The organism is Methylobacterium sp. 092160098-2 (assembly GCF_028920805.1).
Taxonomy (GTDB): Bacteria; Pseudomonadota; Alphaproteobacteria; order Rhizobiales; family Beijerinckiaceae; genus Methylobacterium; species Methylobacterium fujisawaense.
Window position 1 is genome coordinate 116,720 of record NZ_JAQPZJ010000001.1, and the last position, 26,059, is coordinate 142,778.

The following is a 26,059-nucleotide window of genomic DNA, read 5'->3' on the forward strand; positions in this document are numbered from 1 at the left end:
CCGCAAAAGCGGACGGCCTCCTACCGACCAAACGCGGTCGCTCTTGCGCGGCCATGCGGATCCTAAGAGCGGACGTGTGCCAGATCGGTTCTCTGGGAACCTCGCGTCTAATTAAATCAAACGAAATCTACCAGGGCTTTCGCTAAGCGGGCATTGGTTGAATTAGCAAACATAAACCACCCTGGACGCCACCAGTATCAGCTGCCGGCATGGGTGGCTGATCACGGCCGAAGCCATGATTGCGCGAGTCATTCGATACGTGATCAGGCCCTATATCGGAGCGCGTCGACCAGCATCGCGAAGGCGGGCGTGGGCTGACGCCGGCTTGGGTAATACAGGTAATAACCCGGGAAAGACGGGCACCAGTCGGAGAGCACCCGCAAAAGTCGGCCACCATCGAGATCGACTCGGACCCGATCCTCGGGGAGATAGGCTATACCCAACCCGCCAAGGGCCGCCTTCAACGCCATCGAGCCGGTGTTGACCACCAGCGGTCCCTCGACCCGCACGTTCAACACGCGCGAGCCCTTCTCGAACTCCCAGGCGTAGAGCCCGCCACGCGTCGGCAAGCGCAGGTTGATGCACGCGTGCCCGGTCAGGTCGTCGGGCGCGCGCGGCTGGGGGCGCTTCTCGAAGTACCCAGGCGCCGCGACCGCGGCCATGCGCAGGTCCGGCCCGATGGGGACCGCGATCATGTCCTTCTCGACCTGCTCCCCGAGCCGGACGCCCGCATCCAGGCGCTCGGCAACGATGTTGGTCAGGCCGTTGTCGACGACGACCTCCGCGGTCACGTCGGGGTACTCAGGCAGCAGCCGCTCCAGGGCCGGCCAGACGATGGTCTCGGCCGCGTGTTCGCCCGCCGAGATCCGGACGTTTCCGGCCGGCTTCTCGCGGTACTCGGTCAGCGCGGCGAGTTCGGCGTCGATCTCGTCGAAGCGCGGCGCGAGGGTCCGCACCAGACGCTCACCAGCCTCCGTCGGCGAGACGCTTCGGGTCGTCCGGGTCAGGAGCCTGACGCCGAGGCGCGCCTCCAGCCCCTTGAGCGAGTGGCTCAGCGCCGATTGGGACACGCCGAGCTTGGCCGCCGCGCGGGTGAAGCTGCCCTCGCGCGCGACCGCCAGGAAAGCCGCAAGGTCGTTCAGGTTCTCGCGCGCCACTGATGAGCCTCACTCATAGCCCCATTCGACTTTGCGCGTCTAATCCGATTGCTCCATCCCGGATAGGTTCCTCGCCATCCCCGGCGGGCGACGCCGACCGGATCCCCAGAAAACCGGCAGGGACGGGCCTTCGAGGCATTGTCGAGGATGGAACGATGAAGACGCGCCAACTCGGACGCAGCGGCCTGGATGTCTCGGCCATCGGCCTTGGCTGCATGGGCCTGAGCTTCGGCCTCGGGCCGGCCACCGACCGCGCCGAGGCCATACGGGTCATCCGCACGGCCGCCGACCGCGGCGTCACCCTGTTCGATACCGCGGAGGCCTACGGGCCTTTTGCCAACGAGGACCTCGTCGGCGAGGCCCTGCAACCGGTACGCGACCGGGTTCTGGTCTGCACGAAGTTCGGTTTCGACATCAACGACGCCGGCGAGATGGTCGGCCTGAACAGCCGGCCGGAGCGCGTCCGCGCGGTCGTCGAGGCCTCCCTGAAGCGCCTTCGCACGGACCGGATCGACCTGCTGTACCAGCACCGCGTCGATCCGGTCGTGCCGATGGAGGACGTCGCGGGCGCCGTGAAGGACCTGATCGGCGAGGGTAAGGTCGGCCACCTCGGCCTGTCCGAGGCGAGCGCCGAGAACATCCGGAAGGCGCATGCCGTCCAGCCGGTGGCCGCCATCCAAGACCACTACTCGCTATGGATGCGCGAGCCCGAGCGGACCAAGTTCGCGCTCTGCGAGGAACTCGGGATCGGCCTCGTCGCCTGGGGCCCGCTCGGCCAGGGCTTCCTGACCGGCGCCATCACCCGCGGCATGCGCTTCGACGACCCGAACGACCTGCGCAAGGATTTCCCCCGGTTCACCCCCGAGGCGCTGGAGGCGAACTTCAAGGTCGTCGACTTCCTGAAGGACCTCGCCGCCCGGAAGGGCAGCAGCCCCGCGCGGATCGCGCTGGCCTGGCTGATAGCCCAGAAGCCGTGGATCGTGCCCATCCCCGGCGGCACCAAGGTCACCCACCTCGACGACAACCTCGCGGCCGCCGACCTCGACCTGACGCCGGGCGACCTCGCCGAGATCGACGCGGCCTTCGCCGCCATCGACATCAAGGGCGCGCCCCTGTCCGAGGCACTCGACGCCGCCATCGACCGCTGAACCCAACGCGCCTTCCTTCGCTGCTTTGCTGCGGACGAGGGCGCCCGCGGCCGGAGCCGAACTGCCCCGGCCGCGTCCCGACAAACAGGAACCCGACCATGAAGATCCGAAACCTCGGCCCCCTGGCCGTCTCCGAGCTCGGCTACGGCACGATGAGCTTCGCGAACTATTACGGAGCCTCGCCCGAACGTTCCGAGGCCATCCGCGTCATCCGCAGCGCGCACGAGCGCGGCGTGACGCTGTTCGATACCGCCGAGTCCTATGGTCCGTTCACCAACGAGGACCTCGTCGGGGAGGCGCTGGCCCCAATTCGCGACGAGGTCGTCATCGCCACCAAGTTCGGCTGGAACATCGACCTTGAGACCGGCGAGCGGCGTCCCGGCCTGAACAGCAAGCCGGCCCACGTGAAGCGGGCGGTCGAAGGCATGCTGCGGCGCCTGAGGGTCGAGACCATCGACCTGCTCTACCAACACCGCGTCGACCCGGAGGTCCCCATCGAGGACGTCGCCGGCGCGGTGAAGGACTTGGTCGCCGAAGGTAAGGTCAGGCATTTCGGGTTGTCCGAGGCCGCCGCAGCGACCATCCGCCGGGCCCACGCCGTGCTGCCCGTGGCCGCCATCCAGAGCGAGTATTCGCTTTGGACCCGCGATCCCGAGCCGGAGATCCTACCCCTATGCAGGGAACTCGGCATCGGCTTCGTGCCGTGGAGCCCGCTCGGCGCGGGCTTCCTGACCGGCACGGTCGACCCTGGCACGAGCCACGGGGCCGGCGACTTCCGCGCGAATTCCCCCCGATTCACCCCGGAGGCGAAGGCGGCCAACCAGGATCTGGTGGATCTCCTGCGCCGCTTCGCCGAGGCCAAGGGTGCGACCCCGGCCCAGGTCGCCCTGGCATGGTTGCTGGCGCGCGCGCCCTTCATCGTGCCCATCCCCGGGACGCGCAGGCTCGACCGGGTCGAGGAGAACCTCGGTGCAGCGTCGGTGACGCTCACCGCCGGGGACATGGACGAGATCGAGGCCGCCGCCTCGAAGATCACCGTGGCAGGCGCCCGCTTACCCCAGGCCGTCCTCCAGTTCTCGTACCGCTGAACCCGGCCGCCCGCGAAGGGAGGATGTAAGCATGACCAAGGTCGTGATCCTCGGCGCCAACGGGCAGATCGCCCGCGTGGCGACCGACCTGTTCTTGAAGGACACGGATGCCGAGTTGACGCTGTACCTCCGCAAGGCCCGCCGTCTGCGGGGCCTCGACGGCAATGCTCGGGTCCGCCTGGTGGAGGGCGACGTCCTCGACGAGGCGAGGGTGACGGGCGCCATGGCGGGACAGCAGGTCGTCTACGCCAACCTGTCCGGTCCGATGGAACGGCAGGCGCAGACCATCGTCCGGGCCATGAAGGCAGCCGGTGTCCGGAGGCTGATCTTCGTCAGCTCGATGGGCATCTACGACGAGGTCCCGGGCGAGCGGTACGGAAGCGTGCTCGACCCGTACCGCAAGGCGGCCGCGATCATCGAGGCGTCCGAGCTCGACTACACCCTTCTCAGGCCCGCCTGGCTCAACGACCGAAACTCCATCGCCTATGGCACGACCCGTAAAGGCGAGGCCTTCGTCAACGCGAACGCCACCGTCTCGCGCAGGAGCGTCGCCGACCTCGTGATCAGGACCGCCACCACCCCCGGCCTGAATTCGTGCGAGAGCCTCGGTGTCCACGCGACGGCCTGATGCACGAATGTTCCGCCGCACTGATGAGCATCGCTCATAACCACATGCGGTTTTGATGGGCTAATGCCAAGTTCGACGGAGGCCTAACTTCAACTCGTTCCCGCCGCACCGTCGGCGGGCCACGAAACGAAGGTGATGCCCATGGACATCAAGCGCAGCGGCTCGCAGGCGTCGGCCAAAGGGCCGGCCGAGTGGTTCACGGGTTCCGTCCGCATTGACGCCCCCTTCCAGGGCAGCGAGCCGGCCCGGGTCGCGGGCGCGACCGTGACCTTCGAGCCGGGCGCCCGCACGGCCTGGCACACCCACCCGCTCGGCCAGACCCTTTTGGTCGTGTCCGGCCTGGGCTGGGTCCAGCGCGAGGATGGACCGGTCGAGGAGATCCGGCCCGGCGACATCGTCTGGTTCGCACCCGGCGAGAGGCATTGGCACGGCGCGACGGCCGACACCGCCATGAGCCACGTCGCCATCGCGGAGAAGCTCGAAGGCAAGTCCGTCGACTGGCTGGAACACGTCACCGACGAGCAATACCGGGCGTGAGCGCCCGGACGTCCCGACCCCCGATCCGGAGCAATCAAATGAAGACACGTACCCTTGGTAAATGCGGCCTCGAAGTATCCGCCCTCGGCCTCGGCTGCATGGGCTTGAGCTTCGGCTACGGCCCCGCGACCGAGAAATCGGCCGCCATCGCGCTGATCCGCGCCGCCTACGAGCGTGGCGTCACCTTCTTCGACACCGCCGAGGCCTACTCCCAGGGCGCCAACGAGGAGGTGGTCGGCGAGGCCCTGGCACCGTTCCGCGACAAGGTGGTGATCGCGACCAAGTTCGGCTTCCTGGACGGCGACGCCATGAAGGGCGTGAACAGCCGGCCGGACAACATCCGCGCGGTCACGGAAGCCTCCCTCCTGAACCTGGGCACCGACCACATCGACCTGCTCTACCAGCACCGCGTCGATCCGGCGGTGCCGATGGAAGACGTGGCCGGCACCGTCCGCGACCTGATCCGAGAGGGCAAGGTCAGGCACTTCGGCATGTCGGAGGCCGGCGTCGAAAGCATCCGCAAGGCTCACGCAGTGCAGCCGGTGGCGGCCCTTCAGAGCGAGTATTCCCTGTGGTGGCGCGAGCCGGAGACCACGGTCCTGCCGGTCTGCGAGGAGCTCGGCATCGGGTTCGTGCCGTTCAGCCCCCTCGGCAAGGGGTTCCTGACCGGCGCCATCAACGAGGGCACGACCTTCGACAAGACCGACTTCCGCAACATCGTGCCCCGCTTCTCGGAGGAGAACCGCAAGGCCAACCAAGCGCTGGTCACGCGGCTCGGCGAGATCGCCGCCGGGCACGGGGCGACCAACGCGCAGATCGCGCTGGCGTGGTTGCTCGCCCGGAAGCCCTGGATCGTCCCGATTCCGGGTACGACCAAGCTCCATCGCCTGGAGGAGAACGTCGCCGCAGCCGACGTCACACTGACCGCCGACGACCTCGCCGCCATCGAGGACGCGCTCGCCGGGGTCGAGGTCGTGGGTGAACGATACCCGGCGCAGTTGCAGCAGCGCGTCGGGCGCTGACGTCCTCCCGGTTCGAGACAGCCCAGGGTCAGCCCACCATGATTGACGCCGCATCCGTCGCCGAGGCAAAGCCCGGGGCTGCTCCCCCGACGACGCACGGCTGGCGGGTGCTCGGCGTGCTCAGCGCCCTGATGGGCTTCGCCTCGATCTCGACCGACCTGTATCTCCCGGCGCTCCCGGCCATGGCGACCGGGCTCGGCTCCGACGCCGGCACCATGGAACTCACCGTCGCGGGCTACCTGATCGGCTTCAGCCTGGGGCAGCTGGTCTGGGGGCCGCTAGGCGACCGGCACGGGCGGCGTGGCCCGGTGGCGTTCGGCTTGACGTTGTTCGTGCTCGGCTCGGCCGGCTGCGCCATGTCGGGGACCGCCGGACACCTCGTCGCCTGGCGCATCGTCCAGGCGGTCGGCGCCTGCGCCGGCGTGGTGCTGTCCCGGGCGATGGTCCGCGACCTCTACGCCGGGCATCGCGCCGCCTCGATGCTCTCCACGCTGATGACCGTCATGGCCGTAGCGCCGCTGCTCGGGCCCCTCCTCGGCGGCCAGGTTCTCGCGCTCGCCGGCTGGCGGGCGATCTTCTGGCTGCTGGTGGGCGTCGGCCTGCTAACCCTCGCGGCGCTCGCGACGCTGCCGGAGACCCTGCCGGACGAGCGGCGCAACCGCGAACCGCTGGCCCGCGCCTTCGCCCGGTACGGCCTCCTGCTGCGCGAGCCGCGGCTGCTGGCCTATGCCGGCGCCGGCGGCTTCTTCTACGGCGGTATGTTCGCCTACATCGCCGGCTCGCCCGGCGCCTACATCACCGTCCACCACGTGAGCCCGCAGGTCTACGGCCTGCTGTTCGGCATGGGCATCCTCGGCATCATGGCGGCGAATCTGCTGAACGCGCGGCTCGTCCGGCGGACGGGGGGCGAGCGCCTGCTCACGCTGGGCACGCTCGGGGCGGCCTTGGCCGGCCTCGCCGTCGCGCTTGCTGCGTGGACGGGTTGGGGAGGCCTCGTCGGGCTGGTGACGTCGCTCTTCTTGTTCATCACGGCGACCGGGTTCATCGTCGCCAACTCCATCGCCGCGGCGCTCGACACCTTTCCCGAGCGGGCGGGCGCCGTCTCGGCGCTGGTTGGATCGCTTCACTATGGCAGCGGGATTCTCGGCGCCGGCCTCGTCGGTGCCTTCGCGGATGGAACGCCGTGGCCGATGGGCTTGGTCATCGCGCTCGCCGGCATCGGCAGCGCCTCGTGCGCTCTTGCCGTCAACCGCACGGCGGCTCCGAACCGCTAGGCGGAGACCGACAATCGGGCAGGAGCGATGCCGCGACGGCCGCAGCGGTGGAGAAGCGAACGATGCCGGGTCCTCTCGACCGGCTGGCGTGCTCATTGCCGGAGCGCGTTCTCGCGTGGCCGCCCGGCTGGGTCGGCCTCCCTGCGCGACTGCTGCCTCAGCACCTGAGGGGGTTGCCCGTAATGCCGCACGAAAGCCTCCCGCATCCTTCGAGGATCTCCGAAACCGGTCTCCTGCGCGACGGCCTCCATCGGATGCCGGCTCTCTTCCAGCATGATCCGCGCGGCCTCCAAGCGGAGTTGCTCGACGACTTTCCCCGGTGACCGTCCCGTGGCAGCGCGGAAAGCCCGGCTGAACTGCCTGGGGCTGAGCGCCGCCGCTCCTGCCAGTTCCTCGACGGTCAGCGGATTGCTCAGGTTCTTTTTCGCGTAGTTCAGGACGGTCTGGATACGGTCGGTACGGGGCGCCAAGTCGAGCAATTCCGAGTGCTGGGATTGTCCGCCGGCGCGGCGGTGATGCATGACCAGCTTGCGCGAGACGGATCGCGCGACCTCGAAACCGAGATCCTGCTCGACGAGCGCCACTGCGAGATCGAGGCCGGCCGTAAGGCCAGCCGACGTCCAGATGTTGCCCTGGTTGATGAAGATCCGGTCCTCTTCCACCAGGATGGCGGGGAAGTCCTCGCGCATCCGCCGCGCGTAATACCAATGCGTCGTCGCCCGGCGGCCGTCGAGAACGCCTGCCTGCGCCAGCAGGAACGCTCCCGTACAGATCCCCGCGGTGCGCCGCGCGCGACGGATATGGTCGTTCAGATGGGCGAGATGGTCCCGTCCGAGGGCGCCCGGCAATCCGGTGCCGGCCATCAGCAGCAGCGTGTCGACCTCATCCACCGAGGCAAGGGACTCCGTCTCCATCCGGAACCCCGTCGACGACGCCACGAGGCCGCCGTCCAGGGAGAGGAGCCGCAGCGAGTAGTAGCGTTCGCCGGCGACGTTGTTCGCGATCTCGAACACGGTCTGAGCCGCAAGCGAGATGAACTGAAAGCCCGGAAGGACGAGCATTCCGACCTCAGGCATCGGCGGTGACCTCCGAAATCCAGCGCGTCCTAAAAACGTAGTCTATCCGTCATTTCGGCCATCGGCCAGGGGCTTCATAAGCCTCGGGTGGCCGGCGAACGACGCACCGGTCTCCGGGCCGGAACGACCGCTCGGAAGTGGCCCAAGGCCTCATCCGTGCCGCCGTTCGCGCTCGCCGAAACCGTCGAACGAGCCGTCCGCGCCCGCCGCGGACAGCGTGCGGAGAACCATCATGCAACTCACCGGCAACACCATCCTGGTCACCGGCGGGACGTCCGGGATCGGCCGCGCCATGGCCGAGGCGTCCCACGCGCGCGGTAACCAAGTGATCGTCGCAGGTCGCCGAAAGGGCCTCCTCGACGAGATCACCGCAGCCAATCCCGGCATGGCCGGCATCGTCCTCGACATCGCCGACCCCGGCAGCATCGCCGCGACGGCGCGGGAAGCGACCGAGCGGTTTCCCAACCTCAACGTCCTGTTCAACAACGCCGGCTTTATGCCGTTCGACGACGCCGGCGCTCCGGTCGACGATACGGTCGCGCACGACGTGCTCACGACCAACCTCCTCGGGCCGATCCGCATGACGTCGGCCCTGATCGGACACCTGAAGGCACAGCCGCGCGCCGTGATCCTCAATACGACGTCCCTGCTGGCCTTCGCGCCGCTCGCGTCCGCCGCCGTCTACTCGGCGAGCAAGGCGGCGCTGCACAGCTACTCGATGTCCCAACGCTACATGCTCCGCGATACGTCCGTGCGGGTGCAGGAAATCGCGCCGCCGTGGGTCGACACTGATCTCGTCCCAGCCAAGGGCGATGCGCGCGCGATGCCGCTGGCCGCGTTCGTAGAGCAGACCATGGAAAAGCTGGCGCTGGACGACGAGGAGGTTGTCGTCGACTTCGTCCGCCAAGCCCGCCACAGCATCGCGACCGACGGGAGCACGCCTTCTTCAAGGGCCTGAACGACATGCTGTCCGCCGACCCGATCCGAGCCTGACAGCGCCCGACCGCTCCAGGGTCAACAAAGGACCGCCGCGGCAGTGCCCGCGGCGGAAGGATCACGAAGACGGCAGAGACGAGGATCGAGTTTCCCCATCGCGCATTCGCGGGCGATCCTGCGAACGCGTCCGGCTCAAAAAGTGCACCGAGCCGTGTGTCGGTCCGCGAAGTTCCTCACAACGCTTCCACGGCCAGGGCGATGCTTTGGCCACCGCCGATGCAGAGGGTGACCAGCCCTCGCCGGATGCCGTCCCGCTTCATGGAATGAAGAAGGCGGGTCGTGAGCACCGCGCCGGTGGCGCCGATGGGGTGGCCATGGGCAATCGCGCCACCCTCGACGTTCACGATGTCCTCGGGCAGGCCCAGGGCCTGCGCCACGGCCAGCGGGACGACCGCGAAGGCTTCGTTGATCTCGACCCGCTCGACGTCGCCGAGCGACCAGCCCGCCCGTTCCAGCGCTTGGCGGAAGGCGGGAACCGGACCGAGCCCGAACATCCCTGGTTCGCAGGCCCCGACCCCGTGGGCGACGAGGCGCCCGAAGGCGAGCAACCCCTCGGCCTCGGCGAAACGCCGTTCCGCGACGATCATGGCCGCCGCGCCTGAGTTGAGGCCGGGGGCGTTGCCGGCGGTGATCGTCCCGTCGCTGCGGAAGGCCGGCTTCAGCTTCGCCAGCGTCTCGACCGTCGTGTCCGGACGCGGCGCCTCGTCCTTCGCGAAGGTCTCGGTGCCCTTTCGCCACTTGATCTCGACCGGAGCGATCTCGGCGTCGAAAACGCCCATGGCCTGAACCTTGGCGAACCGCGCCTGGGAGCGGGCGGCCCAGGCATCCTGGGCCTCGCGGCTGATCTGCGATTCCTTCGCGAGGTCCTCGGTGTGCCAACCGGAATGCTTGCCGGAGAAGGCGTCGTTGAGCCCGTCGTGCAGCATGCTGTCGAGGATCTCCGCATGGCCCATGCGATGGCCCCAGCGTCCGCTCTCCATCAGGTACGGGGCCCGGTCCATGTTCTCCATGCCGCCCGCGACGGCGACGTCGTGATGGCCGAGACGGATCTCGTCGGCCGCCGTCGCGATGGCTTGGGCGCCGGAGCCACAGACGCGGTTCACCGTCATCGCCGGCACCGCGACGGGGACGCCGCCGTTCACCGACGCCTGACGGGCCGGGTTCATGCGGTTGCCGGCCTGGACGACGTTGCCCATCGTCACGCTTCCCAGCTTGGCGGCGTCGAGACCCGACCTCCGCAGCGTTTCGCGGATCGCGGCCGCCCCAAGCTCCGTTGCCGCGACGCCCTTGAGGCTACCCGAATAGGCGCCGATTGCCGTTCGGACCGGACTACAGAGAACGATGTCACGCATGGCCTGCTCACTCCTATCATCAGCTTGAAACGGTCTGCTTCAGCAAGGCTTCATCCAATCGGAAGCATCCCATCGCCGGTCGTCTTGAGGCTTCGGCTCTCGCTCCATTGTCCTTTGCGAGCCGACCGAAGGCCTCGCACGATCTTGGTCGGGGAGATCGAAAAGGAGGCAGGTGGTGGTGGCGGTCGCGCAGAGGCGCGACGCCTCGTCGGTCAGGCTCGCCTCTGCGACGGCCTGCTGGCGACCGGAGTGGACCACGCGCCCGACCGCGGTCACCAGTCCCGATGCCTCTGTGACGGCGCGAAGGTAGTTCACCTTGATTTCGAGCGTGGTGAAGCCGCGGCCCAACGGCAGGGTGGAATGCACTGCACAGCCCATGACGCTATCCATCAACGTCGCGATGAGCCCTCCGTGGACGGATCCGAGCGGGTTGTAGAGGTACTCCTGCGCTCGCATGGACATCGTCACCCGGCCGGCCTCGGCCGCCACGAGGTCGATGTCGAGCAACGCGACCGCGGGCGGTGGCGGGATCTCGCCCGCCATCAGCGCGTGGAGGAAGTCGAGGCCGGCGAGACCATGGCCGGCCCTGGCGATGGCGCGCGGGTCGGCCCAGGAGAAGGTTTTGGTTCGAGGCGTCGCCTCCGCGAGCTTTCCCGCGAGCTGCGGCCGGTCGGTGCGAGGCACGATCATCGTACTGTTCCTGTCTGCACGGAATGAAGGTGGTCACGTCCGGGCGCCTCCCCGGAACCGGAGCCGATGGGCGCCCCGAGCCCTGGCTGTTCTGTCGGGCTCGGGAGGGGAATCGTGGAGCCTCTGGCGTAGGCCGCGGCGTTGACGACGCCCATCGCGACGAGCCCGGATGCCAGGGCGGCGAAGATGCCTGGGAGCCCGAACCCGAACGCGAGGGCGAGCCACGCACCGCCGAGCGAGACCGCCATGCGGAGGATGCTCGCGACCAGGGGCCAGCCCACCCGGCCGGCACCCTGCCCCGCGAAGTAGAGAGCGAGGCCGAAGCCGAACAATCCGTAGAAGGGGCCGACGATCCGCAGGTACAGCGAGCCGGTGGTCAGGAACTGAGGATCCTGGCCGAACAGGCCCAGCCACGCCGTGGGATGCCACGCCGCGGCAAGCCCGATGACTTCCGTCAGCAGACCGGCGACCAGCGCACCCGTCCAGGCCGCCTGTCGAGCGCGACCCACCGCCCCCGCTCCCAACGCGGTGCCGACGATGGCGGCGACGGGCGAGCCGAGGCCGAAGACGAGCGGCACCAAGAGGTATTCCAACCGGGCACCGGTACCGTATCCGGCGACCGCCCCCGGACCGGCGGCTCCCACGAAACCCGTCACGGCGATGATCGTGACGTTCGTCGTCGCGGCGGAGAGCGCGGACAGCGCACCGATCCGCAGGATCTCCCGCGAGGGAGCCCAGGTCAGCCTCGGGATGGAGGGTTGGGGTCGCAGGACGCCCCGGCCGGACCAGAGGTAGGCGGCGAACACGGCGCTTCCGGCGGCGTAATACGCCACGACCGCGTACCCGCCTCCCGCGATCCCAAGGCGCGGGAACGGCCCCCAACCGAAGATGAGGGCCGGCGACAGGGGGATCAGCACCACCGCGCCGACGCACATCACGAGGGCCGGAAGCACCATGTTGCCGGTGCCTCGGATCACGGCCGACAGGGCGTTGAACAGCCAGAGGAGAACCGCCCCCGAGAACACGACGCCCGAGTAGGCGCTCGCCGCGGCGAGCGAGGCGCCCGTCCCGCCCATCAGGCCATAGAGGAAAGGTCCGAGCCCGAGGGCGAGGACGCTCGTCGCGAGCCCGAGCCCGACCGCCAGGGCGACCGCGTGCCAGGCGAGAAGCCCGGCCTCGGCCTGCCGCCCGGCTCCGAGGCTGCGGGAGACGGCCGAAAGGATACCGCCTCCCATGCCGCCGGCCGAGACCATCTGGACGAGCATCAGCAACGGGAAGACCAGCGCCATGCCGGCTAAGGCGTCGGTACCGAGCCCGGCCACGAAATAGGTCTCGATCAGCCCGATGGAGGACTGGACCAGCATGACGAGCACGTTGGGAAGGGCGAGCCTGGCCAGCGTCGGCATCAGCGGCGCTTCGAGCAGCCGCCGGGTTCGGATGTCGATGTGTCGGCCCGCAGGCGCATGGGTCGTGGTTTGGTCCCGGGACACTCCGACCGGCCGCTCGCCCCCGGTCACGACGGGAGCCTCATCTGCTTGCGGAAGCTCTTGTCGAAGGCGCGCGCCGGCACGAAGCGACGCAACAGGCTGACCCGTCGGGCCGTCTTGCCTGCGGTGTAGCGGGTCTTGGGCGCCGCCGCGGTCGCCGCCGTCATCACGGTCCGGGCTACGGTTGCCGGATCGTCGGCGACCGCCATGACATCGCGTAGGAAGCGCTCGTGCCCGGAGCGTGCCGCGTCGTAGACGGCCAACGGCGCATCCGGAGTGACCATGTTCCGGTCGAAGGCGGTGCGCGTATAGGCCGGCTCGACGAGGACCACGCGGATGCCTTGCGTCCTCACCTCATGGTCCAGGCTCTCCGAGTATCCTTCGAGCGCGTGCTTGCTCGCGGCGTAGAGAGCCATGAACGGGGCCGGGACGAGGCCGTAGGCCGAACTGATGTTCACGATGCGGCCTCCGCCGCCGGCCCGCATCGAGGGCAGGACGGCGCGGGTCATGCGGATGACGCCGAACAGGTTGACGTCGAACAGCGCATGGGCCTGCTTCACGGAGGATTCCTCGGCGCCGCCGCTGATGCCGAAGCCGGCGTTGTTGACCAGAAGGTCGACCCGTCCGAGCTGCGATATGACAGCCTCGACGACGCTGGCGACCGAGGCATCCGAGGTCAGGTCGCAAGGCAGCATCGTGATGCCGCCCACGTTCTGGTCGGGCTTCCGGCTCGTGCCGAACACGCGGTAACCAGCGGCTACCAACAAATTAGCGGTTTCCAGGCCGATGCCCGAGCCGGCCCCCGTCACGATTGCGACCTTGCTTTCGGTTTGCGCCACGATGCCCTCCACCAAAGACGGCCATCTCGGGACCGTTAGCCATATAGATTATGGTCATAATATAAAATGGCAACAAGAAAATGCCCCGGATTGGGCCGGAAACGCACTCCGCCGCGGCTATCCAACCGTGGCAGTATACGCCAAGCTTTCAGCTTCGGGCGTCCCGCCACCGATCGAAGCACGTGCTGCCGCGAGGATCTGCTCGGCCAAATCTTCGTCATCGACCGCGCGGGCCAGGACGACTGCGCCGACGAGTGTCGAGAGAGAGGACAGAACCCGCTCCTGCTTCCGCTTCGCCCTTTTCGACACGGCGTCCGCGACCAAAGCCGCCAATCCGCGAACCCCGTGCGTGAAGCGTGACCTGATCGGACTGTCCGGGGCTTCCCGCGCGACGTCGTTCGCGAGGGCGGCGATGGGGCAACCGATACCGGGAGCGCGGACGTGGGCGAGCGACAGGTACTTGGTTACGAGGGTCTCGGCGGAACCCCGTCGATTGTTGACGAGCGCGGTGTCGAACGCTTCCGCGACGAGAGCGTCCTTGTTCGCGAACTGCCCGTAGAAGCCACCATGCGTGAGACCTGCAGCGCCCATGATGTCGGCGACGCCGACCCCATGGAGGCCGCGCTCTCGGAACAGGGTCGCCGCCACCTCGACCACACGCTGGCGGTTGAGCTTGGCCTGCTCCTGCGAAACCCTCGGCATGTGCTGACCCTCCGGCTACGCCCCATCCGTCAATATAGATGTTTTTCGTAATTTATGAAGTGGCAGGCGGACCACGTCGTACCATGATGCCGCTTCGACGAGACACCTGTGGTGCGCATCGAAGGCGATGCGATCTGCAAGAGGTTCCGGCGGGCCCGCGGGGGGGCGGTTGCGAGCCCGCCGGATCATCGCACGCGACCTTGGGAGCGCGTGCGATCTTATCGGCCGGCTCCGTGATGGAGCCAGGGCCTCATCTGGATGCCGGCATCCCGCCCACGTTCCCGACCGCGCTGCGGTGGCCGGCGGCCTCGGTTTCCGACGGCCGACGGACCCTGAACCAGAGGGCGTAAAGCGCGGGCAAGAACAGCAGCGTCAGCAGGGTCCCGACCCCGACGCCGCCGATGAGCACGTAGGCCAGGGCCCCCCAGAACACAGAGTGGGTCAGCGGGATGAAGGCCAGCATCGCGGCGGCCGCCGTCAGGATCACCGGCCGGGCCCGGCGCACCGTCGACTCGACGATGGCGTCGTAATCCTTCAAGCCTGCCGCCTGATCATGATGGATCTCGTCAACCAAGATCAAGGTGTTGCGCATCAAGATGCCCGACAGCGCGATCAGGCCCAGGATCGCATTGAAGCCGAAGGGCTGGTGGAAGACCAGCAGGGTGGGCGCGGCGCCAACGAGACCCAACGGCGCGGTCGCGAACACCATGAACATGGTCGAGAACGAGCGGACCTGCAGCATGATGACCGTCAGCGTCACGATCAGCATGATCGGGAACACCTTGACAAGGGCCGTCATCGCCTTCGCGCTCTCCTCCACCGAGCCAGCTGTGTCGATCCGGTAGCCTGGCGGAAGCTTCGCCTTGATCGGCTCCAGCAGGGGAAAGACCTGGGCGTGGATGTCCGGCGGCTGGAGGCCGTCGAGCACGTCTCCCTGCACCCGGATGTAGGTTTCCCGGTTGTAGCGCTTGTGCACCGCGTCCTCACTCCGGCTCTCAAGGTGGGCGACCTGCGAGAGAGGAATTTGGCGCCCGTCATGGGTGGTCAGGGTCAGGTCGCCGATGTCGCCCAGGGAGCGGCGCTCCGGGCCGGGGCTGCGGAGGACGACGTCGACGGAACGCAGGTTCTCGCGGACCTGGGTCGCCGGCGTCCCGTTGAGGTAGCTCTGCAACTGCTGCCCGGCCTCCTTCGGCGTCAGGCCGATCAGGCGCAGGCGCTCTTGGTCGAGGGCGAGGCGCAGGGTCGGCGTCTTGTTGCTCCAGTCGAGGTGGACGAGGCGCATGTTGGGGTTTGCCATCATGACGTCGCGCACCTCGGCAGCGATGCCGCGGATGACGTCGAGGTCGGGTCCGACGACGCGGAAGGCGACGGGGAAGCGCACGGGCGGCCCGAACACGATCTGAAGCACCCGCACCCGCGCCTCGGGGAAGCGCCCTTCGTCGACGAGCTGGCGGACCTTGATCCGGAGCGCGTCGCGGGCGTGGGCGTCGGGGGTCTGCACCACGATCTGCGCGAAGGCGGGATCGGGCAGTTCCGGGTCGAAGGACAGCACGAAGCGCGGCATGCCCTGGCCGATGTAGCTCGTGATCTCGCGTGCCTCGGGCAACTTACGCACGGCCGCCTCGATCTTCTTCACGCTGGCCTCGGTGGTGGCGAAGGCAGAACCGGTGGGCAGGGTCACCTCGACGATGAGTTCGGGTCGCTCCGAGTTCGGGAAGAACTGCTTCTCGACCTTGCCCATGCCGACGACGGCCGCTGCGAACAGCGCCACCGTGATGCCGGCCGCCATCCACTTGTGGTCGACGGACAGACGCACGACCCGGCGCAGGCGCTCGTAGTTCTTGGTGGCGTAGATCGCCGCGTGGCCGCCCTCGACCTTTTTGATGTTCGGAAGGAGCTTGACGCCGAGGTACGGCGTGAAGGTCACCGCCACGATCCACGAGATGATCAGGGAGAAGGCCACCACCCAGAAGATGTTTCCGGCGTACTCGCCCGCCGTGGAGGCGGCGAACCCGACCGGCAGGAATCCCGCGATGGTGACGATGGTGCCGGTCAGCATCGGCGCGGCGGTCGAGCTCCACGCATAGGTCGCCGCCTCGATGCGGTCGTAGCCCTCCTCCATACGCACCACCATCATCTCGATGGCGATGATGGCGTCATCGACGAGGAGACCGAGCGAGATGATCAGGGCGCCCAGCGTGATGCGGTCGAAGTCGCGGCCGGTGACCATCATCACCACGAAAACGGCCGAGAGGGTCAACGGAACCGCCAATGCCACGACGATGCCGACCCGGAAGCCCAGCGCGACGAGGCTGACGAAGATCACCACGCCGAGGGCGGTGAAGAACTTCAGCATGAACTCGTGGATGGCGTCGTCGATGACCTTCGCCTGGTCGGTGATCTTGCTGAACGTGATCCCGGTCGGTGTCTCGTGATGGATCGCCACTTCCTCGGCGTTCAGCGCCTCGCCCAGGCTGAGACCGTTGTAACCCGGCTTCATCACGAGGCCGAGGATCAGGGCCGGCTCGCCGTCGTTGCGGATCGCGAAGGTCTTCGGGTCCTCGTAGCCGCGCTTCACTTCGGCGATGTCGCCGAGCTTGAGGCTGCGGTCTCCCGCCGCCACCGGCAGGTTGCGGATCGCGTCGAGGCCGTCGATGGCGCCGTCGAGGCGCAGGTACACCCGCGGGCCGTCGGCCTCGACGAAGCCGGCCGGCGTCACGTCGTTCTGGTTGGCGAGCGCCGCCATGAGCTGCTGGCCGGTGATGCCGAGCGTCGCAAGGCGCTGATAGGAGATCTCGACGAAGATTTTCTGCGCCTGCTCGCCGAGGATGTTGATCTTCTCGACGCCGGGCACGCGCAACAGCCGCTGGCGCAGGTCCTCTGCGCGCAGCACCAAGGCCCGGTGCGGCAGGCCCTGCGCCTGGAGCGCATAGAGAGAGAAGTAGACGTCCGAGAACTCGTCATTGAACAGGGGACCGAGCACGCCGCGGGGCAGGCTGGAGGCTTGGTCGGAGAGCTTCTTCCGGGTCTGGTAGAACTCCGACGGCAGCTTGGCCGGCGGCATGTTGTCCTTGAAGAACACCTTCATCAGCATCACGCCGGGGCGGACGGTCGTCTCGACCCGGTCGTAATAGACGAGTTCCTGGAGGCGCTTCTCCAGCGGGTCGGCGACCTGCCGCTGGATCTCGTCGGTGGTCGCGCCGGGCCATGCGGCCGAGACGACCATCGTCTTCACCGCGAAGGTCGGATCCTCGGCACGCCCGAGCTTCTCGAAGGCGAAGAAGCCGGCCCCCACGAGGGCGATCAGGAGGAACAGCGTGACGGCGCGTTCGCGGACCGCCAGCGCCGAGAGATTGAAGGATGAGGCGTTCATCGCGCGATCCCCGTCGTGCCCGCCGATGCTTCGCGGACCTTCTGACCGGCCTTGAGAAGGTGCGCCCCCAGGGCGACGATCCGGTCGCCCGGCTTCAAGCCTGAGGCGAGTTCAGCGCGCTCCTCGGACATCCGCGCGACGGCGACGGGCTGCGCATTCACGGTCTGCGTGTCGGCGTCGTAGCTCCAGACGGCCGGGCCGCCGCCTTGGTCGAACAGCGCCCCGAGCGGCACGGAAACAGACGCGGTCGCCTGCGGCTGGGCGGGCTTCAACCTGAGCGTGACCGTCGCGCCGAGCGGGGCCGTCTCCCCGCCACCCGAGAGGATATAGCGGGCGCGGTAGGTGCGCGTCGCCGGGTCTGCCGTGGCCGACAGCTCCCGGAGCCGGGCCGGATAGGTCTTCTCACCCTCGGAGTAGAGCGTCGCGGACGCCGTGCCCGACGCGAGGTGGCGACTGCCTTCCGGCAGGAACACCTCCGCCTCCCGCGAGCCGTCGCGGGCGAGCTTCACCACCGTCTGCCCGGCTGCGACGACCTGGCCCGGCTCGCTCGGGACCTCCATGACGACGCCGTCGGCATCGGCCAGGAGTTCGGAGTAGCCGGCCTGGTTGGCGATCTGGCTCGCCTGCGCCTCGGCGTTGGCGAACTGGGCGATGGCCGCATCGGCGGCCGCCTTATTCTGGTCGTAGGTCTGCTTCGAGGTCCAGCCGTCGCCGACGAGCTTGCGGCTGCGCTCCTCGTCGGCCTTGGCCTTGATCATCTGGGCGCGTGCCGCCTCGACGGACGCGCGAGCGGCGTTGAGCGCCAGGGTGAAGTCGGTCCGGTCGAGGCGCATGAGGGGCTGGCCGAAGCCCACGTGGTCGCCGGGATCGACGAGGCGCTCGAAGATCTTGCCGCCGACGCGGAAGCCGAGGTTGCTCTCCGTCCGGGCGCGGACGACACCCGTGAAGCGGGCGACCGCAGCAGCCCCGGGCGCGGCTTCTATGACCTGGACCAGGGGCGGGTCCGGCACCACGGCGGTCTCGGCAGGCGAACAGGCTGACAGAGCCAGACCGCCGATCCCGATCATCCACCTGACCATCATCGCCTCCCAAGCAGCGTCACCGGTCCTAAAAATTATTGTCATAATTTATTATGGCGTTGGTCCGGCGTCAATGGCTGCTTGTCTCGTGGTGGCGGCTCCTGCTGCATGATCTTAACACCATGCCCGCGAGGGCAGCTTGAGGCTCTCGCTTTTGTCGGACGGTCCGTTTTCTTCAGCTGCGTGCAACGAGCAGTCGTTCGACTTCGGGCCAACTACTGCCGAGCCCCGGACATCCGCTTTTTGTACTGAGCACCGGAAAGCAGAAGGACCGGAAACCACCCAACCCAGTCATTCAGGGGCGCCCGCCACCACGACGGGATTTGGCCGAGACCCGCCGGTCCGCTCTGGGGGGCCAACTGCACCGGAGCGGACACTCGAAGCGGTTCAGGCAGAGGCCTCGGGGTGCGCCCCATCAACTGGATCGCGGCTTCGAAAGTCATTCGCAGGCGCGACGCGGCAGCGGCTCTCGAGCCGCCCGATCGTCGGTCCTGATCGCGCTGCCTTGGACCCGGTCGGTACTGGCCGGCTTGATGCGCCCCGTCGCGGCAGGCCACCGCCTCGACGGAAAGCGTTCTACGCGCGTCGTCCCATCATGAGCGTGACCGGCTGTCCCGCAGAAGTCTCGATGGCGGTGAATTTACGGGAGCGAAGTTCAGCCTCCATCGCAGCACACGACCATAGGTGGCCGCCGCTTCGGGCCAGCCGCAGGGCTGCAAGCGCGGCGCCGACCGGATCCGGAGGCGGAGCGTAGAGACCGACAACAAGGTATCCCTTCGGCTGGAGGGCAACCGTTAGCCGGTCGAGCGCTGTCCGAGCCGCGTCCTGGGAAAGGAAGGGTGCCGGAAGCCACGTCAGCGCGTAGCTGGCTGGATCATCGAACTGGGTCACATCCTGCAGGCGGAGATCGATACGGCTGCGGAATGGGCTTGCCGCCACGTTCGCACGGGCCAGTTCGAGGGCCGGCTCCCAGATGTCCAGGCCCACGACACGCAGCGAGGGCCACTGCGCTGCGGCTTCGAGAGCAATGCCGCCCACACCCGTGCCGACATCCAGGAAGCGCCCGGTAAGGGCGGCCGCGAGCGCCGGGCGGTCGGCCGCCAGGGCCGCCAAGCGCCGTACGACGACCCGCGAGGCTTGGCCCTGAGCCTGCAACATCGCAGGATCGCGGACCTGCCAGACGGGCGGTCGCTCGGGACACTCCAACAGATCCCGCGCCTCCTGCAGGGCGTGCGTGACGGAGGCCAGGGACGCGGAGACCTGCGCCTGATCAAGGTCACCGAGGCCGCCCGGCACCACGGCGGCGACCACGTCGTGCAACCGGCGCGCGACCTCGGGATGAATATCCGGCGCCTCCTGCCGCAGGCGTAGGGCTGCACCGATCGCGGCAAGGCCTCTTGCCGCATCGCCCATCTGCCGCAGCGTGTGTTGAAGGTCTTGGAAAGTCATCGGCGACCGCCAGAATGAAGTTCACCACGACGCGGCATGGCGCCCGAAGCAGAAGAGCCGGACCCGTCAGCCGCAGAACCCGGCCGGGCCGCGACCCGCAGGGTGATCACAGGCCGTGCGCCTGAGCGATCATCTGTGCCGCCCGCTCGCCGATGATGGCGCAGGGGGCCTGCGTGTTTCCCGCCGTCACACGCGGCATGATCGAAGCATCCGCGATGCGCAGAGCGTCGATCCCGTAGACGTTCAGCGATGCATCGACCACCGACATGGCATCGCGGCCCATCTTGGCCGTGCAGCTCTGGTGCCAGTAGGTCACGGCGGCATCACGGATGAAGTCTTCGAGTGCGTCTCCCCGGATGTCGCCCGGCATGGCCTCTCCGCGGACATGCGGACGAAACGCCTGGGCGTTGCCCAGCGCGCGGCACAGATCCACGCAGGCGACGGCCGTCGTCAGATCAGCGGGATCGGACATCATGTTGGCCTCGATCGCCAACGGCACTCCGGGATCGGCACTCGTCAGCCGAAGCCGGCCGCGGCTCGCCGGGCGCGCCAGACCGGCGAACATCGTCCAGCCCTGCGCCGGCACACCGCGCGCCGCGGTCCGATCGCTCGGCACGGGAAATTCGACCTGGCAGAAGAGCACGTCCGGCGCATCGAGCCCGGGGCGGCTCGTCCAATACAGGGTCGCCTCGCTGCCGCTGTTACGGGGGGCGATGGGTTCGGCATACTCCCAGATGCATCCGAACGAGACATGGTCCTGAAAGTTCTGGCCGACGCCCGGCAGGTGCTGCACCACCGGGATGCCGAAGCGCGTCAGCTCCGCATGGTCCCCGATGCCGGAATGCATCAGAACCTTGGGCGTCTGGATGGCGCCCAGGGACAGCACCACCTCGGCCCGGGCTCTGATCTCCAGGACCTGCCCGGCGCGGACCACTTCGACGCCGACCGCGCGCCGCTGCTCGATCAGGACGCGCCGCACGGTCGTGTCGGTGAGGACCGTCAGGTTGGGGCGGTCGAGCCAAGGATGGACATAGGCCCGGTAAAGCGATTGGCGCCGGCCGTCGCGAACCAGCATGTCCGAAATCGAGGCGCCGCCCGGCCCCTCCATCATCTGGCCATTCGGATGCGCGAAGGTCGGGATGCCGACCTCGCGGGCCGCATCGAGCATCGCGTGTGCGATGGGGCTGGGATCCGAGGCGGGCTGGACCCAGACCGGCCCGGACTCGCCGCGATACCGCGGATCCGGTGAACCCTGCCAGTTCTCGATTCGACGATAGATCTGGAGGACGTTGTCGTAACTCCACTCGGCATCGCCCGCCTCCGCAGCGAAGTAATCCCAGTCGCTGCGATGCCCGCGCGCCCAGACCATCACGTTGATGCTGGAGCCGCCCCCGAGACCTTTGCCCATCGACATCGACAGGGCACGACCGTTCAGGTGCGGGTTCGGCTGCGCCTCAAATCCCCAATCCCGCTCGCTGCCCAAGTTGGCCGGCCATTGTGCAGGGTCGAGCACCGTCTCGGCATCGTCGCTGCCTCCGGCTTCGATCAGCAGCACGCGCAGGTCGGGATTTTCCGCGAGGCGCCGCGCCACGACCGAGCCCGAGGATCCGGCGCCGCAAATGATGACATCGTATTGCGAGCGCAGGTCGGCGACCAGGCGCTGCTGGTTCTCCTGCGCGCGCCGGGATGAATCGCGGTCCTCGCGACGAGACTGGCTCATGATATGTAACATCCTTCTAATGCTGCGCTGCCGTTGCTGATGAACGGAGCGTTTTGTCCCGCCAACACGGCGGGTCCCGCGAAAATGATCCTGAGCCGCAGGAATTCGGGTCGATGTTCCATGCCTTCGACCCCCGCGACTGTGATCGACGTCACACTGGAAGCGCGGGATGAAGTTCACGAGGGCCTGTTCGCTTCGACTCCCGAATGCGTTACAGAGATCTTCGCAGATCTGCATGTCGCGCTTCGCGTGATAGGCTCGGTTCGCCCTCACGCCATTGTCGTCGATCTTGCCGACGGAGATGCGTTTTGGTCCGGCCTTCTGAAAAGCCTCGGGGCGAACCGATCCTTCGGTCACAGCCGCATCCCGGCTGCGGGAACCTCCGACATAGCAGCGCCGTCCGAAGGTTCGGCGGGCAGCCCGGATCGCGTCTCCCCGAGATGCGGTGGCGGCCATACGCGATCGCTGGCCGATAGCCGGTCCTCGTGGAACGGCGTGGCCAGCCGGGCTGTGAGTTTTGTCACGGACCCGCCCGCCGGTCAGAGGCGACACGGTGCGGCATCATGCTGACACCAGGCTGCGCCGCGGAGAACTTTGCGGAGCGCACACGAGCCTGGGTCGGCACAGTCGAGAGAGGATGTCGTGAGCGCGCCGAACAGGCTTGTCGGGCTCTTGGCCGCCAACGCGTTCTTCGCCGAGCTGGGCCAAGACGCTCTACAAGCCATCGCCGGCCTTTGCCGGATGCGCAGCGTTGCGCGTCACGAGATCCTCTTCCAGAAGGGGGACCCAGGCGATGCCCTCTACGCGATCCGTCGCGGGCAGATCCGCATCGCCACCGGCACCGAGGACGGCCGGTCCGTGACGCTCAACCTCCTCGGCCCCGGCGATGTCTTCGGCGAGATCGCCCTGCTCGATGGCCATGCCCGCACCGCAGAGGCCATCGCGCTCGAGACGACGGATCTCTTCGTCATCGACCGGCGGGACTTCCTCGAACTCCTGGCGCACGACGCGGCCCTGGCGGCGCGGATCATCGGCTTCCTGTGCCGACGGTTGCGCTGGATGAGCGAGCGCATGGAGGAGGCTACGCTCCTTCCCCTGGATGCCCGGCTGGCGCGGCGTCTGGTTATGCTGTCCGAGGATTACGGCGCAGAAATCCAGGTGACACAGCAAGAACTCGCCGCTTACGTTGGCGCGGCGCGGGAAAGCGTCAATCGCGTCCTTCAGGATTGGCGTCGATCCGGCATCATCGATCTTGGGCGCTCACGCGTGCGTGTGAAGGTCGCGCCGCGTCTGGCGGCCCTCGGCGCGCCCTCACGGCTCTGAGGCGGCAGAAGGGATCCACCCCATGAGGAATCTCGCGCGCGTCGTGACCGCATTCGCGGCCGTCGTCGTCCCGGTCACCGTCCATGCCCAGACGCGCTGCACGGAAACGACCCGCTTCGACCCACCTCTGCGGATCCTGCGATGCACCGACGGGCTCACGCTCGAAGCCGAGCGAGCGGCCAAGTTACGGCCGGTGGATCGGGACGGCGACGGGCAGCTCGAGGGAGCGGAGATCGGCGGCAGCGCCGTACTCGTGACCCTGCCGCCGCGCTCGAAGACGCGCCGGGGCGGCTTCCAGATCCTCACCCCCCACGCGATTGCCTCCGTGCGCGGCACGATCTACGCCGTCGATGTGACCACCGCCAAGACGGCGGTTTTCGTGGCTCGCGGCCGCGTCGCCGTCGCGCGCCGGAACACCCCGGCCGTGTCCGTCACGCTCGGCCCGGGTGAGGGCGTCGATGTCGGTGAGGATCAGGCCCCCCTGGACGTGCGACGGTGGCCGCAGGAGCGCGTCAGAAGCCTGCTCGAGCGCTTCGGGCGGTGAGAGCCGCGGGTCCGGTGCCGCGGCTTGAGTCGATCTCGCGCCCCGGGCGGACGAAGCGACGCTTCGCCCTCCTCATGTTCGTGGCCGCGCTGGGTTGGAGCGGTTGGCTCGCGCACCTGCACATCGCCGGACGGGCAACGCCCCTCGATTACCTGGAGGCGGCGGCGACGGACCTGCGCATGCGCGTGGCCGGTCCACGCACGCCGCCCAAAGATGTCGCGATCGTCGCCATCGACGACGAAATCGTCCGCCGGGAAGGAGGCTTTCCCATCTCGCGCACGACGATGGCGCGGCTGATCGAAACGATCGCCGCGGCCCACCCCCGTGCGCTCGCCGTCGATGTCCTGTTCCTCGAAGACGGGCGCCAGCCCGAGGCGGATCATGCCCTCGCCGCCGCCCTCCGCAAGGTGCCCGCCGTCCTGGCGGCGGCAGCCGTCTTCGACGAGGCCACGAACGAAGGGGGCATCCCGGTCGCCACCGCCGTGCATCGCCCGATCCCGGTGATCGGCGCGGCCACGCTGACGGGACTCGTCAACCTGTCCGAGGACGCCGCCGGCGTTCCGCGGCACCTTCCTCTCGTTGCCAGGACGGACAACGGCGTTGCGGCCCATTTCGTCCTGCGCACAGCGGCCCTGGCGGCCCGGAGCGATCCGGTCCTGACCGAGGGACAGGTCCGGATCGGGCCTGCCGTCATCCGGCTCGACCTCGGCTATCATCTTCCGCTCCGTCCCTACGGGCCGCGGCGCACGATCCAGACCTTGAGCGCCGCCGCACTTCTCGATGGAACGGCACCCGTCGCCGCTCTGGCGGGCCGTGTCGTGGTGATCGGCGCGACGGCACTCGGGGGCAGCGACACCTTTGCGACGGCGTTCGATCCCGTGATGCCCGGCGTCGAACTGCTGGCGACCGGCATCGCCCATCTGACCGCGGGCGACGGACTCGTGCGCGATGCGCGCGTTCGGCGGCTCGACGGGGTGGCGGCCGTGATTCTCGCGGGCGCCGCCGTGCTCCTCATCGCGCTGGCCCCACCGCTCCCAGCAGCCATCCTCGTACTCCTCCTCCTGGCCGCCTGGTTCGCTCTGGGCACCGTCGCCTTCAGCCAGGGCATCTGGATGAGCGCCGCCCTGCCGCTCGCAGCCGCTGGCCTGCCGACGCTCCTGTGCGCGGTGGCCCGCCAGACGCTGGATCGCCGCCAGGGCCTGAGGCTCGCGCGATCGGAGCAGGCCCTGCGCCGACTTCAACCCGCCGCGCTCGCGGAACGGCTCTCCTGGGACCCGACCTATCTGGCTGCACCCCTCACGCGCGAGATCCCGGTGCTCTTCATCGATCTGACCGGCTTCACCGGCCAGAGCGAGCGCCTGGGCCCGGTCCGCACCCGCGCCCTCCTCAAGACGTTCCACGATCTCGTGGACGAGACCGCCTCGTCGCACAAAGGCCTCGTCGTCAACTTCATGGGCGACGGCGCGATGGTCGTGTTCGGCGCCCTGGACCCCGATCCCGCGAAGGCGGAAAACGCCGTGCGGGCGGCCAGCGATCTCATCGTCCGGACCCGCGACTGGATCGCGCGCGATCCCGAACTGGCAGGCGCCGGACGGGCGCTCGACGTGCGGATCGGCGCGCATTCCGGACCGGCGATCCTCTCGCGCCTCGGCAGCGACACCAATCAGCAGGTCACGGCGACGGGCGATACCGTCAACGTCGCGAGCCGCCTGCTGGCCGTGGCGTCGGAGGCCAAGGCCCGCCTCGCCGTCAGCGCCGATCTCCTGACGGCTGCCGGCATCGTTGAGCCGGCCGGCCTCTTCGACGAGCGGCGGACGGCTTCCATCCGCGGACGGTCCCAACCCATCGCGGTTTGGTTGACGCGCGAACCTGCGCGGCTGCCATAGATCCCGCGCCACGCCGCGTTTCCGGGCCTCTGTGACCGCGGTCACAGCGGCCGGCCATCGTCGGGCGCAGAGTGCTGTCACCCCAACAGGGAGAAGCACGATGAAGACGACTTCGACGAAGACGATGATGGTCGCAGGTCTCGCGCTCGCGACACTGGCCGGCGGTGCCGCCAGCGCCGATGCCCGCGGGTTCGGTCACGGCGGCTTCGGTCACGGCGGCTTCGGTCACGGCGGCTTCGGTCACGGCGGCTTCGGCCATCACGGCGGCTTCGGCCATCGCGGATTCGGGTACGGTCGCTTCGGAAACGGCGGGTTCGGCCACCATCGATACTTCCACCACCGTGGCTACCGTCGGCACTTCGGCGGGTTCGACTGGAATTATCCCACGGGTGGCTACTTCCTGAGCTCGGATTTCAGGGATTGCCGCGTCGTCTACAACCCCTTGTTCTTCGGACACGAGCGCGTCTGCAGCTGACGGAGCATTTGTCTTCGGCTGATTGAGGCCCCGGTGCGCGATCGGCCGCCGCTGCACCCGCAGCGGCGGCCGGTTGGCCGACGTCGTCACACCAAAGCTTGCCGTGACGACGGGATGGGAGCCGGCACCCCGGACCCATTCGTCTCGAAGACGCCGCTCGAATATCGAAAGTCAAACCGCAACCGCATTAGACATGAGCCGAGCGGCAGCGCGG

At 68.3% G+C, this 26,059-nt stretch carries 22 protein-coding genes; 11 read left to right on the plus strand and 11 right to left on the minus strand.

Going from position 1 to position 26,059, the window contains the following annotated elements:
* Nucleotides 1–263: 263 nt before the first annotated feature.
* Entirely contained in the window at nt 264–1,157 is an 894-nt protein-coding gene (locus tag PQI07_RS00570) for a LysR family transcriptional regulator (protein ID WP_274925806.1), read from the minus strand.
* Nucleotides 1,158–1,312: 155 nt separating this feature from the next.
* Here PQI07_RS00570 and PQI07_RS00575 point away from each other — a divergent pair, with 155 nt between their 5' ends.
* The 6 genes from PQI07_RS00575 (at nt 1,313) to PQI07_RS00600 (ending at nt 6,854) form a co-directional block, all read left to right on the plus strand.
* A complete protein-coding gene (locus tag PQI07_RS00575; protein ID WP_274925807.1) occupies nt 1,313–2,305 on the plus strand; it encodes an aldo/keto reductase in 993 nt (330 codons plus the stop codon).
* 98 nt (nt 2,306–2,403) lie between these two features.
* The gene (locus PQI07_RS00580; RefSeq protein ID WP_274925808.1) at nt 2,404–3,393 is read left to right on the plus strand and encodes an aldo/keto reductase; all 990 of its coding nucleotides are present in this window, start codon (nt 2,404–2,406) and stop codon (nt 3,391–3,393) included.
* Nucleotides 3,394–3,424: 31 nt separating this feature from the next.
* Entirely contained in the window at nt 3,425–4,021 is a 597-nt protein-coding gene (locus tag PQI07_RS00585) for an NAD(P)H-binding protein (RefSeq protein WP_274925809.1), read from the plus strand.
* Nucleotides 4,022–4,162: 141 nt separating this feature from the next.
* On the plus strand, nt 4,163–4,558 hold the full coding sequence (locus PQI07_RS00590) for a (R)-mandelonitrile lyase (protein WP_274925810.1): 396 nt from the start codon (nt 4,163–4,165) through the stop codon (nt 4,556–4,558).
* Between the two features lie 38 nt (nt 4,559–4,596).
* Nucleotides 4,597–5,580 carry an aldo/keto reductase gene (locus tag PQI07_RS00595; RefSeq protein WP_274925811.1) on the plus strand — a complete coding sequence of 328 codons (984 nt, stop codon included), beginning with the start codon at nt 4,597–4,599 and terminating at the stop codon, nt 5,578–5,580.
* A 38-nt stretch (nt 5,581–5,618) separates the two neighbouring features.
* The gene (locus tag PQI07_RS00600) at nt 5,619–6,854 is read left to right on the plus strand and encodes a multidrug effflux MFS transporter (protein ID WP_274925812.1); all 1,236 of its coding nucleotides are present in this window, start codon (nt 5,619–5,621) and stop codon (nt 6,852–6,854) included.
* A gap of 92 nt (nt 6,855–6,946) precedes the next feature.
* Here PQI07_RS00600 and PQI07_RS00605 read toward each other — a convergent pair whose 3' ends face one another.
* Nucleotides 6,947–7,930 (minus strand): GlxA family transcriptional regulator, encoded by a 984-nt coding sequence (locus PQI07_RS00605; RefSeq protein WP_274925813.1) that lies wholly within the window; start codon nt 7,928–7,930, stop codon nt 6,947–6,949.
* 232 nt (nt 7,931–8,162) lie between these two features.
* On the opposite strand from PQI07_RS00605, the gene PQI07_RS00610 reads away from it, so the two are divergent.
* Nucleotides 8,163–8,888, plus strand: coding sequence for an SDR family oxidoreductase (locus PQI07_RS00610; protein ID WP_274925814.1), 726 nt, complete (start codon nt 8,163–8,165; stop codon nt 8,886–8,888).
* Nucleotides 8,889–9,099: 211 nt separating this feature from the next.
* Here PQI07_RS00610 and PQI07_RS00615 read toward each other — a convergent pair whose 3' ends face one another.
* The 9 genes from PQI07_RS00615 to PQI07_RS00655 all read right to left on the minus strand — a co-directional run bounded on the left by PQI07_RS00615 (nt 9,100) and on the right by PQI07_RS00655 (nt 21,617).
* The gene (locus tag PQI07_RS00615; protein ID WP_274925815.1) at nt 9,100–10,278 is read right to left on the minus strand and encodes a thiolase family protein; all 1,179 of its coding nucleotides are present in this window, start codon (nt 10,276–10,278) and stop codon (nt 9,100–9,102) included.
* A gap of 39 nt (nt 10,279–10,317) precedes the next feature.
* Nucleotides 10,318–10,968, minus strand: a complete 651-nt coding sequence (locus PQI07_RS00620; protein WP_274925816.1) for a PaaI family thioesterase — start codon at nt 10,966–10,968, stop codon at nt 10,318–10,320.
* Nucleotides 10,965–12,413 (minus strand): MATE family efflux transporter, encoded by a 1,449-nt coding sequence (locus PQI07_RS00625; protein ID WP_274927663.1) that lies wholly within the window; start codon nt 12,411–12,413, stop codon nt 10,965–10,967. The genes PQI07_RS00620 and PQI07_RS00625 overlap by 4 nt, the downstream gene beginning before the upstream one ends.
* A 68-nt stretch (nt 12,414–12,481) precedes the next feature.
* Nucleotides 12,482–13,294, minus strand: coding sequence for an oxidoreductase (locus PQI07_RS00630; protein ID WP_274925817.1), 813 nt, complete (start codon nt 13,292–13,294; stop codon nt 12,482–12,484).
* Between the two features lie 117 nt (nt 13,295–13,411).
* Nucleotides 13,412–13,996 carry a TetR/AcrR family transcriptional regulator gene (locus PQI07_RS00635; protein ID WP_274925818.1) on the minus strand — a complete coding sequence of 195 codons (585 nt, stop codon included), beginning with the start codon at nt 13,994–13,996 and terminating at the stop codon, nt 13,412–13,414.
* Between the two features lie 250 nt (nt 13,997–14,246).
* Nucleotides 14,247–17,369, minus strand: coding sequence for an efflux RND transporter permease subunit (locus PQI07_RS00640; RefSeq protein WP_274925819.1), 3,123 nt, complete (start codon nt 17,367–17,369; stop codon nt 14,247–14,249).
* Complete coding sequence (locus PQI07_RS00645; RefSeq protein WP_274925820.1) at nt 17,366–18,451, minus strand: efflux RND transporter periplasmic adaptor subunit; 1,086 nt, start codon at nt 18,449–18,451, stop codon at nt 17,366–17,368. The genes PQI07_RS00640 and PQI07_RS00645 overlap by 4 nt, the downstream gene beginning before the upstream one ends.
* A gap of 573 nt (nt 18,452–19,024) precedes the next feature.
* Entirely contained in the window at nt 19,025–19,897 is an 873-nt protein-coding gene (locus tag PQI07_RS00650; RefSeq protein ID WP_274925821.1) for a methyltransferase domain-containing protein, read from the minus strand.
* 106 nt (nt 19,898–20,003) lie between these two features.
* Nucleotides 20,004–21,617 (minus strand): GMC family oxidoreductase, encoded by a 1,614-nt coding sequence (locus tag PQI07_RS00655; protein WP_274927664.1) that lies wholly within the window; start codon nt 21,615–21,617, stop codon nt 20,004–20,006.
* 642 nt (nt 21,618–22,259) lie between these two features.
* Here PQI07_RS00655 and PQI07_RS00660 point away from each other — a divergent pair.
* From PQI07_RS00660 to PQI07_RS00675, 4 genes are all read left to right on the plus strand, one after another.
* The gene (locus PQI07_RS00660; RefSeq protein ID WP_274925822.1) at nt 22,260–22,940 is read left to right on the plus strand and encodes a Crp/Fnr family transcriptional regulator; all 681 of its coding nucleotides are present in this window, start codon (nt 22,260–22,262) and stop codon (nt 22,938–22,940) included.
* 22 nt (nt 22,941–22,962) lie between these two features.
* Nucleotides 22,963–23,484 (plus strand): FecR domain-containing protein, encoded by a 522-nt coding sequence (locus tag PQI07_RS00665; protein ID WP_053608613.1) that lies wholly within the window; start codon nt 22,963–22,965, stop codon nt 23,482–23,484.
* Nucleotides 23,485–23,498: 14 nt separating this feature from the next.
* The gene (locus PQI07_RS00670; protein ID WP_274925823.1) at nt 23,499–25,370 is read left to right on the plus strand and encodes a CHASE2 domain-containing protein; all 1,872 of its coding nucleotides are present in this window, start codon (nt 23,499–23,501) and stop codon (nt 25,368–25,370) included.
* Between the two features lie 100 nt (nt 25,371–25,470).
* On the plus strand, nt 25,471–25,845 hold the full coding sequence (locus PQI07_RS00675; RefSeq protein WP_274925824.1) for a hypothetical protein: 375 nt from the start codon (nt 25,471–25,473) through the stop codon (nt 25,843–25,845).
* Nucleotides 25,846–26,059: the final 214 nt, after the last annotated feature.

Bases quoted from the DNA above. Each gene is read 5' to 3' on its own strand.
- PQI07_RS00575 (WP_274925807.1), top strand. From the start codon at position 1,313: ATGAAGACGCGCCAACTCGGACGCAGCGGCCTGGATGTCTCGGCCATC.
- PQI07_RS00580 (WP_274925808.1), top strand. From the start codon at position 2,404: ATGAAGATCCGAAACCTCGGCCCCCTGGCCGTCTCCGAGCTCGGCTAC.
- PQI07_RS00585 (WP_274925809.1), top strand. From the start codon at position 3,425: ATGACCAAGGTCGTGATCCTCGGCGCCAACGGGCAGATCGCCCGCGTG.
- PQI07_RS00590 (WP_274925810.1), top strand. From the start codon at position 4,163: ATGGACATCAAGCGCAGCGGCTCGCAGGCGTCGGCCAAAGGGCCGGCC.
- PQI07_RS00595 (WP_274925811.1), top strand. From the start codon at position 4,597: ATGAAGACACGTACCCTTGGTAAATGCGGCCTCGAAGTATCCGCCCTC.
- PQI07_RS00600 (WP_274925812.1), top strand. From the start codon at position 5,619: ATGATTGACGCCGCATCCGTCGCCGAGGCAAAGCCCGGGGCTGCTCCC.
- PQI07_RS00605 (WP_274925813.1), bottom strand. From the start codon at position 7,930: ATGCCTGAGGTCGGAATGCTCGTCCTTCCGGGCTTTCAGTTCATCTCG.
- PQI07_RS00610 (WP_274925814.1), top strand. From the start codon at position 8,163: ATGCAACTCACCGGCAACACCATCCTGGTCACCGGCGGGACGTCCGGG.
- PQI07_RS00615 (WP_274925815.1), bottom strand. From the start codon at position 10,278: ATGCGTGACATCGTTCTCTGTAGTCCGGTCCGAACGGCAATCGGCGCC.
- PQI07_RS00620 (WP_274925816.1), bottom strand. From the start codon at position 10,968: ATGATCGTGCCTCGCACCGACCGGCCGCAGCTCGCGGGAAAGCTCGCG.
- PQI07_RS00635 (WP_274925818.1), bottom strand. From the start codon at position 13,996: ATGCCGAGGGTTTCGCAGGAGCAGGCCAAGCTCAACCGCCAGCGTGTG.
- PQI07_RS00640 (WP_274925819.1), bottom strand. From the start codon at position 17,369: ATGAACGCCTCATCCTTCAATCTCTCGGCGCTGGCGGTCCGCGAACGC.
- PQI07_RS00645 (WP_274925820.1), bottom strand. From the start codon at position 18,451: ATGATGGTCAGGTGGATGATCGGGATCGGCGGTCTGGCTCTGTCAGCC.
- PQI07_RS00650 (WP_274925821.1), bottom strand. From the start codon at position 19,897: ATGACTTTCCAAGACCTTCAACACACGCTGCGGCAGATGGGCGATGCG.
- PQI07_RS00655 (WP_274927664.1), bottom strand. From the start codon at position 21,617: ATGAGCCAGTCTCGTCGCGAGGACCGCGATTCATCCCGGCGCGCGCAG.
- PQI07_RS00665 (WP_053608613.1), top strand. From the start codon at position 22,963: ATGAGGAATCTCGCGCGCGTCGTGACCGCATTCGCGGCCGTCGTCGTC.
- PQI07_RS00675 (WP_274925824.1), top strand. From the start codon at position 25,471: ATGAAGACGACTTCGACGAAGACGATGATGGTCGCAGGTCTCGCGCTC.